Source organism: Staphylococcus sp. IVB6214 (assembly GCF_025558585.1).
In the GTDB taxonomy this organism is placed as follows: domain Bacteria; phylum Bacillota; class Bacilli; order Staphylococcales; family Staphylococcaceae; genus Staphylococcus.
In genome coordinates this window covers 2,070,073-2,086,264 of sequence record NZ_CP094723.1, presented here as the reverse complement: position 1 = coordinate 2,086,264, position 16,192 = coordinate 2,070,073, and the positions used below count along the sequence as shown (strand labels likewise).

Annotated in this window: 15 protein-coding genes; 10 read left to right on the top strand and 5 right to left on the bottom strand. The window is 36.6% G+C overall.

The features are described from left to right. Positions 1 to 199: 199 nt before the first annotated feature. Both MUA51_RS10270 and MUA51_RS10265 read left to right on the top strand, forming a co-directional pair. Positions 200 to 1,768, top strand: coding sequence for an IS1182 family transposase (locus tag MUA51_RS10270; RefSeq protein WP_262559755.1), 1,569 nt, complete (start codon positions 200 to 202; stop codon positions 1,766 to 1,768). A 139-nt stretch (positions 1,769 to 1,907) separates the two neighbouring features. Then, a protein-coding gene (locus MUA51_RS10265; protein WP_262559450.1) for an IS3 family transposase occupies positions 1,908 to 3,049 on the top strand; the annotation gives its coding sequence in 2 pieces (ribosomal slippage) (positions 1,908 to 2,178 and positions 2,178 to 3,049; 1,143 coding nt in all). Between the two features lie 128 nt (positions 3,050 to 3,177). Here MUA51_RS10265 and MUA51_RS10260 read toward each other — a convergent pair. From MUA51_RS10260 to MUA51_RS10250, 3 genes are all read right to left on the bottom strand, one after another. Beyond that, on the bottom strand, positions 3,178 to 3,279 hold the full coding sequence (locus MUA51_RS10260) for a type I toxin-antitoxin system Fst family toxin (RefSeq protein ID WP_262559754.1): 102 nt from the start codon (positions 3,277 to 3,279) through the stop codon (positions 3,178 to 3,180). A gap of 240 nt (positions 3,280 to 3,519) precedes the next feature. Continuing rightward, the gene (locus MUA51_RS10255; RefSeq protein ID WP_262559753.1) at positions 3,520 to 4,455 is read right to left on the bottom strand and encodes a ketopantoate reductase family protein; all 936 of its coding nucleotides are present in this window, start codon (positions 4,453 to 4,455) and stop codon (positions 3,520 to 3,522) included. 121 nt (positions 4,456 to 4,576) lie between these two features. Beyond that, positions 4,577 to 5,266, bottom strand: a complete 690-nt coding sequence (locus tag MUA51_RS10250) for an SDR family oxidoreductase (protein WP_262559752.1) — start codon at positions 5,264 to 5,266, stop codon at positions 4,577 to 4,579. Between the two features lie 219 nt (positions 5,267 to 5,485). Between MUA51_RS10250 and MUA51_RS10245 the strand changes: the two genes are divergently transcribed. The 5 genes from MUA51_RS10245 to MUA51_RS10225 all read left to right on the top strand — a co-directional run bounded on the left by MUA51_RS10245 (position 5,486) and on the right by MUA51_RS10225 (position 9,816). After that, the gene (locus tag MUA51_RS10245; RefSeq protein WP_262559751.1) at positions 5,486 to 6,787 is read left to right on the top strand and encodes an anaerobic C4-dicarboxylate transporter family protein; all 1,302 of its coding nucleotides are present in this window, start codon (positions 5,486 to 5,488) and stop codon (positions 6,785 to 6,787) included. A 398-nt stretch (positions 6,788 to 7,185) separates the two neighbouring features. Next, the gene (locus tag MUA51_RS10240; protein WP_262559750.1) at positions 7,186 to 7,428 is read left to right on the top strand and encodes a hypothetical protein; all 243 of its coding nucleotides are present in this window, start codon (positions 7,186 to 7,188) and stop codon (positions 7,426 to 7,428) included. Between the two features lie 40 nt (positions 7,429 to 7,468). Next, complete coding sequence (locus MUA51_RS10235) at positions 7,469 to 8,389, top strand: ABC transporter ATP-binding protein (RefSeq protein ID WP_262559749.1); 921 nt, start codon at positions 7,469 to 7,471, stop codon at positions 8,387 to 8,389. Further along, on the top strand, positions 8,382 to 9,110 hold the full coding sequence (locus MUA51_RS10230) for an ABC transporter permease (RefSeq protein ID WP_262559748.1): 729 nt from the start codon (positions 8,382 to 8,384) through the stop codon (positions 9,108 to 9,110). Before MUA51_RS10235 ends, MUA51_RS10230 begins: the two co-directional genes overlap by 8 nt. 4 nt (positions 9,111 to 9,114) lie before the next feature. Continuing rightward, positions 9,115 to 9,816 carry an ABC transporter permease gene (locus MUA51_RS10225; RefSeq protein ID WP_262559747.1) on the top strand — a complete coding sequence of 234 codons (702 nt, stop codon included), beginning with the start codon at positions 9,115 to 9,117 and terminating at the stop codon, positions 9,814 to 9,816. A 50-nt stretch (positions 9,817 to 9,866) separates the two neighbouring features. On the opposite strand, the gene MUA51_RS10220 is transcribed toward MUA51_RS10225, so the two are convergent. Further along, complete coding sequence (locus MUA51_RS10220; protein ID WP_262559746.1) at positions 9,867 to 10,808, bottom strand: nucleoside hydrolase; 942 nt, start codon at positions 10,806 to 10,808, stop codon at positions 9,867 to 9,869. Between the two features lie 158 nt (positions 10,809 to 10,966). Between MUA51_RS10220 and MUA51_RS10215 the strand changes: the two genes are divergently transcribed. From MUA51_RS10215 to MUA51_RS10205, 3 genes are all read left to right on the top strand, one after another. Then, positions 10,967 to 11,728 carry a class I SAM-dependent methyltransferase gene (locus tag MUA51_RS10215; RefSeq protein ID WP_262559745.1) on the top strand — a complete coding sequence of 254 codons (762 nt, stop codon included), beginning with the start codon at positions 10,967 to 10,969 and terminating at the stop codon, positions 11,726 to 11,728. A 133-nt stretch (positions 11,729 to 11,861) separates the two neighbouring features. Then, positions 11,862 to 13,433: an MFS transporter gene (locus MUA51_RS10210; protein ID WP_262559744.1), complete on the top strand. Its 1,572-nt coding sequence runs from the start codon at positions 11,862 to 11,864 to the stop codon at positions 13,431 to 13,433. A gap of 183 nt (positions 13,434 to 13,616) precedes the next feature. Beyond that, a complete protein-coding gene (locus tag MUA51_RS10205; protein ID WP_262559743.1) occupies positions 13,617 to 15,032 on the top strand; it encodes an alkaline phosphatase in 1,416 nt (471 codons plus the stop codon). A gap of 341 nt (positions 15,033 to 15,373) precedes the next feature. On the opposite strand, the gene budA is transcribed toward MUA51_RS10205, so the two are convergent. Beyond that, complete coding sequence (budA, locus tag MUA51_RS10200) at positions 15,374 to 16,078, bottom strand: acetolactate decarboxylase (RefSeq protein WP_262559742.1); 705 nt, start codon at positions 16,076 to 16,078, stop codon at positions 15,374 to 15,376. Positions 16,079 to 16,192 lie beyond the last annotated feature (114 nt).

Here is a 16,192-nt window from a genome sequence, read left to right as displayed (position 1 = left end):
ATATACGATATTCAATCAACAGTCATGATTGAACACTAAACGGGGCTGGGACATAATTCCCAGCTCTTTTACAAAAAAGGTCTAATTTGGTGTCGAAAAACACTAAATTAGACCTTTTTTATAGATATCATTTAAAAAAATAAAACACTTCCCGTATAATTGTTAATAACCACAAAAACAATGAAAGGAAGTGCCTTATATGTATAAAGAGTATAACATTTCTCAGCTTAGTCTGCCAATTGAAACTGAAATTTCTTTTCCCGAGAGTGATATTGCCCTCATTATTAATAAACTTGTAGAATCTATTCCCCAAGAAACTTTTAATCAATATTACAACCATAGAGGTCCTTCATCTTATCATCCTAAAATGATGTTAAAAATCGTTTTATACAGCTATACACAGTCTGTCTTTTCTGGTAGAAAAATGGAATTTCTACTTAAAGATAGTTGTCGTATGATGTGGTTAGCTCAAGGACAAGTCCCTTCATATCGTACAATCAATCGCTTTAGAGTTAATCCACACATGATAGATTTTATACAAGTTCTATTTGTGGGTCTTAGAGCGCAATTATTAGAAGACAAAGTGATTACAGAAGACGCCCTTTATATAGATGGAACGAAGATAGAGGCTAATGCCAATAAATATACTTTTCAATGGCTAGGTAGCACTAAGCATTTTAGTAAAGGGGTTATTGAAAAATCCAATGCGGTGTATAAACAGTTAATTTCAGAGAAGATCATACCTGAAATTAAGAGAGAATCTTCTGATGAACTAACGAAAGAAGAATTAAATCGTATTGAGATGCATTTAGATGATAAAAATGAAACGCTCACTTCTAAAATTGAAGCATCTCAAAGTGTAGAAATAAGAAAGACATTAAGAAAACAAAGAAGTAAAGTTAGAAAATATAAAAAAGCAATCAAAGATTTTAAAGATCGTAAAATAAAATATGATGAGCAGATGGAAATTTATGGTGACAGAAAAAGCTATTCTAAAACAGATCATGATGCGACCTTTATGAGAATGAAAGATGATCATATGAAGAATGGACAATTAAAGCCTGGCTATAATCTGCAGATTGCGACGAACAATCAGTTCATTTTGGCATTTGGTGTGTATAGTAATCCGGGTGATACGCGAACACTTCCTTCTTTTTTAAAATCAATCAAAGAATTATACGGTGACATTCCAGAGTACATTGTAGCTGATGCGGGATATGGTAGCGAACAAAACTATACGATGATTCTTGATGAATTCGAGAAAACACTACTCATCACATATAGTATGTATTTAAAAGAGAAGAAAAGAAAATATAAAAATAATCCATTCATAACAGCTAATTGGAAATATAATGAAATAGATGACTATTATGTATGTCCGAATAACAAAGAATTGCATTTCAAAAGTTATAGAAAAAGAAGAGACGGATATGGTTATCAGAGAGATTTCAAATTATATAAATGTGAAGATTGTGTTGGATGTCCTTTACGAAATGAATGTATGAATTACAGAACCAACCCAACTACAACAAAAAGCTTATATAAAAATCCAACTTGGGATTATTTTAAAGCATTCACAAATAAGCAGCTTTCAGATCCAAAAACGAAAGGCATCTACAAAAAACGAAAAATAGATGTCGAATCAGCATTTGGAAATCTGAAGGCTAATTTGGGTTTCCAAAGGTTATCAGTTCGCACTCAATCAAAGGTTGAATGCGAATTAGGAATCGCACTTATGGCAGTAAACATCAGAAAACTAGCCAGATAAGTGCTAGTTTTTTAGTAAATAATAAGAAAAAAGCCGTTAAAATCTTAAAAAAGAATTGAGCTGACCCCATATAGTGGGAACTTTATAAAAACACTTTCGTTGAATTCAGTTAAAATGAATTTACGGAGGTGTTTTTTCTATGCGCAGAGTGGCGTATTCAGTTGAAACAAAGTTTAAAGCAGTGAAGATGAAAGCAGAAGGTTATACAACTAAAGAAATTATGTGTGAATTAAATATTAGAAATAGCACACAGGTAAAAACATGGTGGAGATGGTATAGAAAGGGTGAAACATATCGATTTAGTCAACAAGTAGGCAAACAATACTCCTATAATAAAGGATTAGTGGAACTTTCTGAACTGGAACAATTAAAGTTAAAGAATAGAAGAAATCAAGCCGAAATAGATATTTTAAAAAAGTACAAGGAATTGGAAAGGAAGTGGTACCTGAAGTAGTGATAGAATTAGTGGATGAGTTAAAGCACAGGCATCCTGTGAAGCTGATTTTGGAAGTGTTGAATGTCCCTAAATCAAATTACTACCGTTGGAAAAATAAGAAGAAAACGGAAGATACAACAGTTAAAAAGGTTAAGGAATTATGTGAAGATAATCATTACACGTACGGCTATCGCAAGATAACTGCTCTGATGAATCAGGCCTCTAAACAACCGATAAACCATAAACGTGTACAAAGAATTATGAGAGAAAATAATTTGAATTGTAGAGTTAGAATTAAGAAATCTAAACGTCGAGGGAAGGCATATTATCTTACAAGCAATAAACTGAATGGTAACTTTAGAGCAAATCAACCTCTACAAGTACTGACTACTGATATTACGTATCTTCCCTTTGGTAATTCAATGTTGTATTTATCTTCAATCATCGATTTATATAACGGTGAAATTGTGGCTTATAAGATTAGCGATACACAAGATCAAAGTTTGGTAAATGACACCTTAAACCAAATTGATATTCCAGAAGGATGTCTACTTCATAGCGATCAAGGAAGCGTCTATACATCGCATGCTTACTACCAATTATGCGAAGAAAAGGGCATTATCAGAAGTATGTCTCGCAAAGGTACACCTGCTGATAACGCCCCGATAGAATGTTTCCATTCCTCGCTAAAGTGTGAAACATTTTATCTTAACAATGAGTTAAATAACTCTAATTTCATTGTAAAGGATATTGTCGAAAAGTACATTGAAAACTATAATAATAATCGAATTCAACAAAAATTAGGCTACTTATCCCCTGTGCAATACAGAAAATTAGCAGCCTAATTCAAGTGTTTTTATGTGAGTCCCATATTAAGGGTGCAGTGCCGAATTTTAACGGCTTTTTTTGAAGGGAAATTGAGCGCCTATGTCTCAGCCCCGTTTTTTTGTTAGTGATTGGTGGTTAATCGTCATCAACGCTTGCGATTACTTAACCAATGCTTGTAAGTCGCAAGTACGATACCAACGGTAATTGGCGCGAGCAATGTGCAATATACGATAGATATCACAGTCATAATCAAACATCTCCTATCCTGTCAGACTTCAACAGATAGTGTATTGATGACGAAAACATTATATTACAATAGTAGTTCAGTAAGGCTACGGAACGAAAAATAAATATAAATGCTTTTTATATTTTGTTGAATTAAGATTATCGTACGACAAATTTTATCAGAAGAACTGTATGTAATTTTTTAAATTATGCAAAGAGCGGGGAGCGATAACATCATCATTTATCGCTCCCCACTTGTATCTTATTTGACATATTTCATTTCTAATTGGTGAATCAAGTGCGTCAACATATCATTGTTAGGTGTTGGAATATTTGCTTCACGTCCATACTTACTGATTTGTCCATTTAAGTAGTCGACTTCTGTGTAGCGACCATTGTATAGGTCTTGATGCATAGATGGGTAATGTAATCCTTGTGTCTCTTTAGGGTAGGCAGCTTCAATTTTCTCAAGCATTGCATTAGCATCGAGTGTTACACCACGTGCTTTTGCCACAGTAACAATCTCATCGATAACAGGTGTGACCATATCACGTGAATGTTCATAGCTACCGAATTCGTAGATTGTTTTATTCAAAATACTACATAGCGGATTTAATACGCTATTCAACGTTGCTTTAGACCAAATGGATTGGAACACGTTATCGCTAATTTTAGCGTTTAATCCGGCATCATTGAAAATTTTATTGATTCTCTCAGTACGCTCATCGGCTTGACCGTCAGCACGTTGTAGCTCGATGCTGCCTTGTCCTTCTAGTAAAATTTGTCCGGGGCCACGCATACCCGCTGTCCACATCGTCACAGCTAAAAAGACTTGCTCATGTGGTACGATTTTTGCAAAACGTTCATCATGTCCGAGACCATTCATCATTGTTAGGATGGCCGTGTCTTGGTGAATAGCATTACGTTCTTTTAGCTCATGAATCATTGCTTCTGAGTGCATTGATTTTGTAAGAATTATTATTAAATCAAATGAACCAGTGACATCGGTTGGTAACACAGCAGGAATGTCTACAATGTATGTATCTGTTTCTGTCTGAATTTCTAGTCCTTTATCATTGATGGCTTGAACATGGTTTGGCCATGTATCAATTAATGTAACATCGTATCCTGCTTGCTTAATGTAACTTCCAATACGACTCCCCATAGCACCTGCGCCAGCAATAGCAATTTTCGTCATTTGACATCCTCCTTATTTTGTAAGCGGTTTAATTTAAGTTTAGAATTTTCGAAAAGATATGTCAATTGCGTAAAAAAACACGAGATACGACACTTGAGTATCTCGTGAATATAGCAGGATGTTATACAGGGCGAACAGTTATTTCGTTTACATTGACATGTGCAGGTTGTGTTAATGCGTAAATTACAGCATCTGCAATATTCTGGGCTTCAAGCATTTTACGATCGCCGAAGTCATATCCATCATTAAGTGGTGTGTCTACCATACCTGGTGAGATACTTGTTGAACGAATACCTGTGCGTGCTAATTCTTTCTCAAGCCCTTGTGTAATGGCATGTACAGCTGCTTTTGTCGCGCTGTAAAGTGTGCTTACTTTTGTGACTTCAAAGCCTGAGATTGATGAGATATTGACGATATGTCCACTAGATTGTGCTTGAAGATGTGGCATTACGGCATTAATCGCATAAAGCGTTCCTTTCACATTGACATCAATCATCGCATCCCAGCCTGTGACATCTCCTTTTGTAATGGCTGAAGAAGTCATTAAGCCGGCACTGTTGATGAGAAAATCAACTTGTCCGAAGTGTGCAATTGTGTGCTCAATGGCTTGTTCCACAGATGCACGATCTGTGACATCTGTTGGGATAATCAAAGCGTCGGTAAAATCTTCCGCAATGGCATTCATTTTATCTTCATTACGTGCGAGTAAGACAATCTTTGCGCCATTGTCATTGAGTTGTTGTGCAATAGCCGTTCCAATACCACTGCTTGCACCAGTAATCACTGCGACTTTATCTTTAAGCATTTCCATATTATTTTCACCTTCCAGAAATCTATATTTAAAGTTATTGACATGTTGATATATCTTTTTACGTCATTCATAACCTAACACATTCATAAAACATAAGAAAATCAATTGCTCTTGATGTAAGTTAACAAATATGTCAAAAAGCGTATAAAAAACGCATTATCAAGTAGATAGTATTATGTTAAAATATTCACATTGAAAACGAAAAGAGGAAGAAAAAGAATGCTTCTTTTTAGTATAGAAATTATTATTATGGTCCTTGCAATTGTTCTTGGATTGCGTACAGCAGGCGCCCTTGGCTGTGGGATTTTTGCGATTGTTGCACAATTAGTGATGATATTTGGCTTTGGTTTATCACCGGGGTCAGCCCCAGTAACGGCCGTGTTAATCATTTTATCAATCGGGATTGCAGGGGGAACACTTCAAGCAACAGGTGGGATTGATTATCTCGTCCACTTGGCATCAAAAGTGATCGAACGTTTCCCAAAATCTATTATCTTCATTGCACCGATGATTGTCTTTTTATTTGTATTCGGTATTGGAACAGCAAACATTGCACTTTCATTAGAACCAATTATTGCAAAAACAGCATTAAAGGCACGTATTAAACCTAAAAAGGCACTGACTGCTTCTGTGTTGACGGCGAATATCGCATTGTTGTGTAGTCCAGCAGCATCAGCAACAGCATACATGATCTCAGAATTTGCAGGATTAGGCATTACAATGGGACAATACTTATCGATTGTTTTGCCAACAGCATTGATTAGTATGGTGATCTTGAGTACTTTTGTGACATTTGTCGGAGAGACAAAAATGGATGAGCGTCAAGCACAGACAATGCTTCAAAAAATTGTTGAAGAAGATACAACAAAAACGTATTCTACACGCGTTAAGTTAGGTGTATTATCATTCATCGTAGCAGTCGCTTGCATACTTACATTCGGTATTTTCCCGGAATTTGGTCCATCATTTAAAGTGGATGGTGAAATTGTTAAGTTACAGATGACAGACCTTGTACAACTTTTTATGTATATGAGTGCGATGGTTAATCTGTTACTCATTAAAATTCAGCCGACTGAAATTTTAAATTCTCATATTACACAAGCTGCGATTGGCGCATTATTTGCGGTACTCGGACCTGGCTGGCTAGGGGCAACAATCTTCAGTGCACCTTCTAACCGAGATATCATGGAGACGCAAATAGGGGGACTCGTTGAACAAGCACCGTGGCTCTTAATCTTGTTTGTTGGACTTGTATCAATGGTCGTGATTTCACAATCAGCCACAGCATCTATCATGGTGCCAATTGTGATGACATTAGGCATTCCACCTACATTCTTCTTAGCGATTGTTCAAACGTTAAACGTGAACTTTGTTATCCCAGCGCAACCAACAATTCTCTTTGCGGTAGATGTCGACGAAACACGTTCAACGAAAACAACCAGCTTCCTGTTGCCAGGCTTTTTCTTAATCGCAACAACAGTCTGTGTCGGTTTATTGATTAAAACAATTTTAGGTGTTTAACAGAATAAATATAGATACAAGCAGGTAGATATGTTCATGATCTACTTGCTTGTTTTTATTTAGGCAAATACTGGTATGAAAGCAATTGCCCTATGTTATAATTGTAGAACACTAAATAAAAAAATAGAAATTTTCGATTCAAATTGTATAAATTTAATATTAAATTGTGTTATAATAAAATTACAGTGTTAATTATTTTCATATTTTGAATTTTTTAGCCTACGTTCTCCCCATAGTAACGTGGGCTTTTTTGTATGCAATTTTAGGATGCGAGTCAGTTATTAATCATCTTAATCAAAAATATTTATGTCTAAAATGTGAATAAAGAATAAAACGGGGTATACATAATGGTGAAAGCAAGATATTGCTATATTTTTGATTTGAAGGAGATGAACTAAATGGGTAGGAAAATTTTAGGAGTTATTTTAGGGATTATAACGTTAATTACAGCGTGGAGTACAATCAATATGTTTGTTGCACTTGCGCACAAAGGCAATCACTTAGTTTTAAGTTATGCACCACTACTAATAGAACTTACAGATCCTAATAGTACACTCATTATTATTTCAGCAGTTATTTATACGATTATTACAATTGGATTCGCTTTAATCACGTTAAAATTATTCAAATCCAAATATTAGTCTATGATAGATGATTATCGTCAATAACTGAGGAGGAAGTATGTTGAATGTCATTGAAACACAAAATGTGAGTAAAAGATTTGGAGATTTTCAAGTAGTTCAAGATTTGAATATTCAAATTCCTGAAGGGACGATATGTGGCTTTTTAGGACCAAATGGTTCGGGAAAGACGACGACAATTAGAATGTTGCTAGGGTTAGCAAAACCAACAGAAGGGCATGTCAAAATATTCAATATGCCACTTGAAAATCATAAACAAGATATTTTAAATCAAGTAGGTGCACTTGTAGACTCTCCGTCTTTTTATGATCATTTAACGGGATATGAGAACTTAAAAATTATGCAATATGTCCACCATAATAGTGACAAAACAATTGAAGAAGTATTAGGGATTGTAGAATTGACACATGCCGCAAATAAAAAGGTCAAAGACTATTCGCTTGGTATGAAGCAACGATTGGGTATTGCTATTGCACTAATGAATGACCCGAAGTTGATTATATTAGATGAGCCGACGAATGGTTTGGACCCAAGTGGCATTAAAAAGATGAGAGAATTATTGATGAAACTTGTAAAGGATCGTGGAATCAGTATCATCGTTTCGAGTCATAATTTATTTGAGATTGAGCAAATGTGTCGTTATGTATGCGTGATTAATAAAGGACAGTTATTATATCAAGGTGACATGCATACGTTATTAGAAAAATATAAACATGATTATATTTATTTTGTGACAGATGATAATACCAAAGCACAATCATTATTAGCAGACGTCGATATATCAATAGAAGATCAACGTCTAACGGTGAAAGCACACCGTGATGAGATTCCTCAAATTAATAAAATGCTCGTGAAACATGATATTAATGTGTATGAAATTTATCATGAAAAGTCCTCTTTAGAAGATATCTTTTTGAAATTGACCAAAAATGTTGATGAAAGAGATTATGCCGATGAATAACTTAATGAAAGCAGAACTATTTAAGTTGCCAAAGATTCACTTTGTGATAGCAATAGTGATGGCGGTTATGATCGCAGAGATTTTAGCATTTGTCTTATATATGTATAATATGCATTTTTCAAATATTGAGGACTCATCTTTACACTATTTAATTTATGGTGTCACATGGTTCACGCCAGTATTTTACTTATTATATGGCATGTTCAGTTCAAAAGTTATATCGACAGAATATGAAAATAATATGTGGTCTGTATTACTTGTGAGCCAGAAGAGTAAAAATGCAATTATCTGCGTGAAATGGATGATATTATTCATTTTAATGTTCTTAACAACAATCATATTTATGTTGCTGCATACAATCACGAGTATTTTTGTAACAGATGATTCACCACAATTTATACCGCTACTATACATCATGATGGCATTCTTTATAGGTACATTAGCTATGCAATCTATACAATTTTTTATTGCACTTATCATTGAAAATAGAGTTTATGTCATGGCACTTGGTATCTTATTTGCGCTATTAAGTTTGTTGATGTCATCAAATACCATGCCATTTAAAATTCCCGAACATATCATTAATGCAAAATATATACTAGACCATCAGCAATTGATGTTTTTTGACACGTCTTTCTTTGTATATGGTGGTTATAGTTTGATTATTTTTGTATTAATATTAGTTGTTTCGAGTGTTTATATTAAGCGAAAGGAATTTTAGAATTATGTTGTTTTTGAAAAGCCAATTTTTAAAAATGAAGCATACATCTATTGTGCCAATTATGATTGGTCTTCCAATTCTAACAGTTGCGATGTTTTCATGCCTTGCACTGTTTGCTAAACAGACAGATGCACAAATTTTTCGAATTACAGCACTTCAAATATTTTTAGAAATCGTTTTTCCAGTAACGATTACCTTAATCATTGGACTCATGTTTAGAATTGAAAGAAGACATCACGCATTTCAAAATACATTAATCTATTTTAAGAGTCTACGTGCTTATTATATGATTCATTTTGTATTTTATGTTTTTGTTGGAATTTTAATGTTGTTATTTGCTTATGTAACATATATTGTGGGGTATTTTATATTCGTGCAGGAAGTGGAAATAGATAGCGTGTATCTGATGTTTATATGGAGTGTAGTATTATTACCAGTTGTAAGTTTTATTTACATGTTGAGTCATCTATTTCAAGGATTTGTTCTACCTGCTGTGATTAGCTTATTGCTAACAATCGGTAACTTTTTTGTAGGTGTTATCGGTATATATGCAAGTCATTTTTACTTTTATTCATTTTTAGTTTTCACGCTTTATAATGGTTATAACATATTTATTATAATGCTAATTTCATTATTATTAAGTGTGCTTTTCTTGATGATTGGATATTTTAAATTTTTAAAATCTATGGAAAAAGGGATACTATAACAAACGAAAAGGATTGTTGATGTTGCAAATCAACAATCCTTTTTTGGTATTTAATCACAAGCTTTTTTAGCAAGGTCGGTAATATATGCAAAAAAGGCATCATGATCTACATGATAAACGAGATTAAGTGGTCGTCCATGTTTCTCATCTAGATAAGTGCGCCCTTGACTTGGTCCATGTGTGATGACAGATGCATGGACTGTTTTTTGACGGACAAGGTCAGGGTTGCCTGTATAAGCTGTTGTGAGCACATCCCACAAGAAATACGTTGAGTTTGTTTGGAAATGTGTTAGTGGTGGAACGGCTGCATAACTGACACCTAAAAAGTCGACGCCTATATGATTACGTTGATCTGCCCAATACTGACGAATTGTTGGTGTAAGTGGCACTTGGTTGGTGCTTTCCAAGGCAACCATATCAATGGGGATGTCTGTTTCAAAAACACGTGCGACAGCTTCTGGATCCCAAAAAGCGTTCCATTCGGCTGTCCCGTCATGCTCAGGTTCTTCAACATTCCCTCTATCTAAAAATGTTCCACCCATCCATACGAGACGTTCGATATTATTTGTAATGTCTGGCGCTACATCTAAAGCTTTCGCAAGATCAGTTAACGGTCCAGTGAATAAGAGTATCACAGGTTGCTGAGAACCTTGTACCTTTTCAATAATATCTTCGTAAGCATGAGTTTTGAGTGCATGTGATTGTGTCGGGCGTTGTTCATTTAAGATGGGTAAGGCATCCATGAAGAATGCGTGCATGCGCCAATCTTTTGGAAAAGGGTTCTTTCCACGTTCATAAGAAGTGGCAACATCAATCGGATAGTGGCTAAAGCGATTGATCATTTTACGTGAAGCACTTTCAGCAGGTTCGACATAACAATCGGCACCGATTGCACTCACGCCAATCAACTCGATATTCTCCATATGTAGGAGTAGGAAGAGTGAGACTAGGTCATCCACACCACCATCGTGATTAAAGTAAACAGGTTTCATTATTTTTCTCCTTTATCTGTGATAGTTCTATCATAAGTGACACAATTCGAAAAATCACGAATTCATATGCGTCAAAAAATCGCCACAAAATAATCGAGACAGAAATTTTTATGACATGCTATAATAATGATAATCATTATCAATTAAGAGGTGGTACGATGAGAAAAGAAGGGGGTCATACATTTTTAGCAAAACTAGGGAAAACACGATTACGTCCAGGTGGAAAGCGTGCAACGGATTGGTTAATCGATAAAGGACAGTTTGCTTCAGATAAAAAGGTGTTAGAAGTAGCATGCAATATGTGTACGACGTCGATACATTTAGCGAAAACTTATGGCTGTCAAATCGAAGGTGTTGACTTGAATAAGACGGCGTTGGCACAAGGTAAGAAGAACGTAGAGGCGGCAGGGTTGTCAGATAAGATTCATTTACAACAAGCAAATGCGATGAACTTACCATTCGATGACAATAGTTTTGATATCGTACTGAATGAAGCGATGTTGACGATGTTGCCTGTTAAAGCAAAACAACAAGCATTAAAAGAATATTACCGTGTATTGAAGCCGGGTGGTGTGTTACTGACACATGATATTGTTATTCAATCGCCTGCTAAAGAAACAGAAATTATCAATGACTTGTCTCAAGCTATCAATGTAAATGTGTCACCACAATTGAAAGAGAAATGGCATGAATTATACCATCAAGCAGGTTTTGATCATATTGAAACACAACATGGGCCGATGACACTTATGACGCCAAAAGGAATGATTTATGATGAAGGTGTCAAAGGAACGTTGAAGATTGTCAAAAATGCACTTAAGAAAGAAAATAGACCAATGTTTATGCAAATGTTTAAGACGTTCAAACGTCATAAAGATGGTTTGAATTATATTGTACATGCAGCGCATAAATCGCAATAGAATTTCTATTACAAATAATGACTACATGATCGTTACGTACGAAGCGATGATGTAGTCATTTTATTTATGTGCGTGTTCACATTGCCACCACAAAGTAGTAGTATTAAGACAAATGATGTGGGAGGATAATCGAGTGGAATCATCAGTTAAAGAAACTAAGTTTAATTTTGTTGCGCTACTTTTGCTTATCGGTGTTTTTATGGCGGCATTGGATAACGGAATTATTAGTGCAGCATTGACAACGATTAATCAGTCGTTTGAAATACAGCCACAGATGGGCGCATGGGGAATTGCCATTTATACATTAGGGATGGCAGTTGCAACACCGATAGCTGGTAAGTTGGCTGACATGTATGGTCGCAAGAAAGTCTATATCGTTGAAGTTGTCTTATTCGGCGCCGGCTCGTTACTAGTCGCATTAAGTCCCAACTATACATTTTTCATCATTGCACGACTCATTCAGTCACTCGGCGGTGGGGGACTCTTTGTGATAGCAAGTGCACACTTTATTTCAACATATGATCGCTCTAAACAAGGGACGATGTTAGGTGCACTCGGTGCGATGAATGGGATTGCTTCTGTACTTGGCCCGAACTTAGGTAGCTTACTTATTAAGGTAACAGGTACATGGCATTGGTTGTTCTTGATTAATGTGCCAATCGCAGTATTTATTACAATATTTGTGATGCTAAAAATGACAGAAACACAACGTCCTGTACAGAAAAAGATGGATACATATGCGATTATCATGTTCTCACTTTCAACATTGTTTGTGATGTTCGGAATTTATAACATTCGCACAAGTAGTGCGATGAGTAGTACGATGCGATGGTCTGTCGTCGCCTTCTTTATACTCGCAATTCTTGGTTATGCGATGATGATTTGGATTGAAAAACGTAATGAAAATAAAAATATTGATGCATTTTTATCATATGAATTATTGCGTAAACCAACATTTTCAGCAATTCTCGTCATGGGGATTTGTTCAGGTATGTTGATCGGTGCTATTATTTTCATTCCATCTTTTGTCGAAAATGTCTTGCATGTGAGTGCGGCAGATAGTGGTTTCTGGCTCACTCCTCTTGCGCTTGCTTCTGGTGTTGGAGCATCAATGGGTGGTCGTATGGTGGATAAGAAGGGGCCGGTCTTTGCCTTAGTCGTTGCTAGTCTTATTAGTATTTTAGGATATGGTGGGTTAGCATTACTAACATCAGGTGTCATTACATTCTTAATCTTTTCTATCATAGCCGGTCTAGGGTTTGGCTTTACCATTGGTGCGCCGATGACTGTATTGGCAACACGAACGGCAGGTTATGGTGATGACCGAAACAGCACAGTCATTGCGACATTATCCGTCTCACGTCAAATGGGGATTACTATCGCTCCAACACTTTTTGCGACATTAATTCAACTCGGCTTCAGCAAAACGGTTTCAAAAGTGACGACAGCATTAACTGATCGACATTTGACACAACAAGACGTTCCGCAACCATTGATGTCCCAGGTTGAACAGGTGAACGGCAGTACTTATGCGTTATGGCAGAAACTTGAAACGATACCGAATACACCTGTGCGCCAAGCATTAATGGAAGGTTTGGATGCGGTTGCGAGCGCTGCATTTATGCCCGTATTCTTAACGGCAGCATTTGCGTCTGTTGTAATATTAATACTAACGTTATTCTTTAGACGTTCATTTAGTGAATAACAAATAATGAAGGAAGACTACCGTCATAGAGCGGGAAGTCTTCCTTTTTCACATTAAGAAGATATGTTTCATGTGGAACTTAAAAAAACACCTTAACAAAATCTTTATATTCACTTCAAATTCCCTTCAAAAATTAAAACTATAATGACATTGAATCTAATATTGAAAAGGGGTTTTTGAAGCATGAAATTACGTTCATCTTTAGGCAGTATCATGATTGCAAGTTCATTAGTCAGTGCATCTATTTTAGGGACAGCACCTGAAGTCAAAGCAAACAGTCATCAGCAAGGTCAAGTGACTGTCTATGGCGATAAAGAAAGTCCTAAAAATATTATTTTCATGGTAGGCGATGGTATGGGACCGTCCTACCAAACAGCATATCGATATTTTGCTGATAATCCGGATACAGAAGAGATGGAAGAAACAGCTTTTGATGATTATTTTGTCGGAAGTCAACGTACATACTCTGCAGATAAAGAAGAAAATGTCACAGATTCAGCAGCGGCAGGTACAGCTATTAGTTCAGGACATAAAACATACAACGGTGCTATTGGTGTTGATGCCAATCAAAAGAAAGTGGAGACTGTATTAGAACGTGCTAAGTCAATCGGTAAGTCAACAGGGTTGGTGACAACAGCTGAATTGACAGATGCAACACCTGCAGCATATGCAGCACACGTGACAGATCGAGATAAAAAGAATGAGATTGCGCAACAATTTTATGACGAACGCATTGATGAAGCGCATAAGGTAGATGTGTTACTCGGTGGTGGTGCAAAATATTTTGGTAAAGAAAACGGAAACCTTGATAAACAATTTGAAAAAGATGGTTATGATGTTGTGACGAACAAAGAAGGGTTAGCTGAATCAGATAGTGATCAAGTACTAGGCTTATTTGCAGATGAGAATATGCCACTACAAATTGATGCACCTGATGATGATCCGAGTCTAGCTGATATGCAGAAATCGGCTTTGGATCGTTTGTCTAAAGATGAAGATGGATTTTTCTTAATGGTAGAAGGCGCATCTATTGATAAGCAAGGTCATACACATGATGTAACAGGTGTGATGTCAGAGATGAAAGGATTCGAGAAGGCGTTTGAAGATGCGATGACATATGCCAAGTCAAATCCAGACACACTCGTTGTAGCAACAGCGGATCATTCAACAGGTGGTTTATCGGTAGGAAAAGATGGAACATATGCGTGGGATGCAGAGCCGATCCGCAATATGAAGCATTCGGCACAATGGATGACAGAACAGATTGCATCAGGAGAATCAATCGATGATACGATTCAGGCAGGTTATGGTTTTGATGTGGATAAGAAAGCAATGAAACAGATAAAACGAGAAGCAGATCAGTTAGCGAAAATCAATAAGAAGAAGGATGAAGAGAAATACGAACAGCAATATCAAGCGTTGCAAGATGCGATTCAAGAGCCAGTCAATCATGCCTCTAATACAGGATGGACATCATCTGGACACACTGGTGTAGACACGAATACTTATGCTTACGGTCCAGGATCTGAAGCCTTTCGAGGGAATATGAACAATGTAGAGAACGCAGATCGCATCTTTAAATTTTACGAAAATAAATAACATGACAACAGCCCATTCACACAAAACGAAGTGAATGGGCTGTTAGTGTTCAGAGGTTCTGCTCAATCCCTAAGCGCTTCTCTCACAACCTCGTGTTGTCAGTGTTCAAAGTACAGAGTTTGCGACAGAACTTTGTGGCTCTACAAAATAAAAAAGCGACTTTGCTCACCGCTCGGGTTCTGCTTAAATTCTAACCGTACTTTTCACAACATCGTTTGATGTCAGTGTTCGAGAAGCAGGGCTTTCGACAGAACGTCGCAATTCCCCAAAATAAAAAAGCTATTTTGAGAATTGCTTGGGTTCTGCTCAACCCCTAAGCGCTTCTCTCACAACCTCGTTATCTATTCGGCTTGGTGGATGTCTTCGGCGATATCTTGATAGTCGAATGTCTTATTGATGAAGCTTGGATCGGTTGATAAGTGTTGTTCCAAGGTTGCGCAGTTTTGAATTTGAACGGTTCCTTCTGCCAAGTCAAAGCCTAAAATATGCCCAACAAACTGCTGATCTTCTGAAATGAAGTGTGCATGAAAGCCAGCGGCACCAATACCGTGAAAAGCTTCGGGTGTATAGACTGCAACGATTGTGCCTGAGATGTGTTGACGGTGATATTCAGGTTGTACTTTTGCAGATGTAATCAAACGTGTATACGGTGGATCTTGTTTTGGCATGATGCGTATGTGCATGTGGCTGAATGTCCCTTTAATTTTAATCATTGCAAATAGGTTCTCACTCAGCATGTGTTGACGAATTTGTTGATATAGCGTTTCGTGATTTGCGGCAGTTGCTTCAAAAGTCGTATCTGCTGAGAATTTTGAGACAGATGCATAAGGTGTGAGTGCTTCCCCAGAAAGCACGCGCACCTTATCTTCTGTTGTTGTCGCATGAAATGCTTGACCGTCTACAAAAATCACTTCGCCATCGGAGCCAGTGAGTGTCGCAATACCATGATCGCCGTGCTCAAGTAACGTGTCGATACGGCATGTTCCTTCAAGTGCACCTGCCATCAATGTGCCTAATGTACCATGTTGATATAACGTATGTTGCATAAGTTGTTGCCACCTTTATTTTTATTGGTTAATGATAGTGTATAAGGCATCTATATCGGACACAAGTTTAAAGTTTGTGCGATAATGGAGGTAATGGTTGCTATATAGTAATGC

Excerpts from the sequence above, each read along its gene's own strand:
- MUA51_RS10225 (WP_262559747.1), top strand. The coding sequence starts at position 9,115 with ATGTTGTTTTTGAAAAGCCAATTTTTAAAAATGAAGCATACATCTATT.
- budA (WP_262559742.1), bottom strand. The coding sequence starts at position 16,078 with ATGCAACATACGTTATATCAACATGGTACATTAGGCACATTGATGGCA.
- MUA51_RS10245 (WP_262559751.1), top strand. The coding sequence starts at position 5,486 with ATGCTTCTTTTTAGTATAGAAATTATTATTATGGTCCTTGCAATTGTT.
- MUA51_RS10220 (WP_262559746.1), bottom strand. The coding sequence starts at position 10,808 with ATGAAACCTGTTTACTTTAATCACGATGGTGGTGTGGATGACCTAGTC.
- MUA51_RS10260 (WP_262559754.1), bottom strand. The coding sequence starts at position 3,279 with ATGACTGTGATATCTATCGTATATTGCACATTGCTCGCGCCAATTACC.
- MUA51_RS10235 (WP_262559749.1), top strand. The coding sequence starts at position 7,469 with ATGTTGAATGTCATTGAAACACAAAATGTGAGTAAAAGATTTGGAGAT.
- MUA51_RS10205 (WP_262559743.1), top strand. The coding sequence starts at position 13,617 with ATGAAATTACGTTCATCTTTAGGCAGTATCATGATTGCAAGTTCATTA.
- MUA51_RS10255 (WP_262559753.1), bottom strand. The coding sequence starts at position 4,455 with ATGACGAAAATTGCTATTGCTGGCGCAGGTGCTATGGGGAGTCGTATT.
- MUA51_RS10230 (WP_262559748.1), top strand. The coding sequence starts at position 8,382 with ATGAATAACTTAATGAAAGCAGAACTATTTAAGTTGCCAAAGATTCAC.
- MUA51_RS10250 (WP_262559752.1), bottom strand. The coding sequence starts at position 5,266 with ATGGAAATGCTTAAAGATAAAGTCGCAGTGATTACTGGTGCAAGCAGT.
- MUA51_RS10270 (WP_262559755.1), top strand. The coding sequence starts at position 200 with ATGTATAAAGAGTATAACATTTCTCAGCTTAGTCTGCCAATTGAAACT.
- MUA51_RS10240 (WP_262559750.1), top strand. The coding sequence starts at position 7,186 with ATGGGTAGGAAAATTTTAGGAGTTATTTTAGGGATTATAACGTTAATT.
- MUA51_RS10215 (WP_262559745.1), top strand. The coding sequence starts at position 10,967 with ATGAGAAAAGAAGGGGGTCATACATTTTTAGCAAAACTAGGGAAAACA.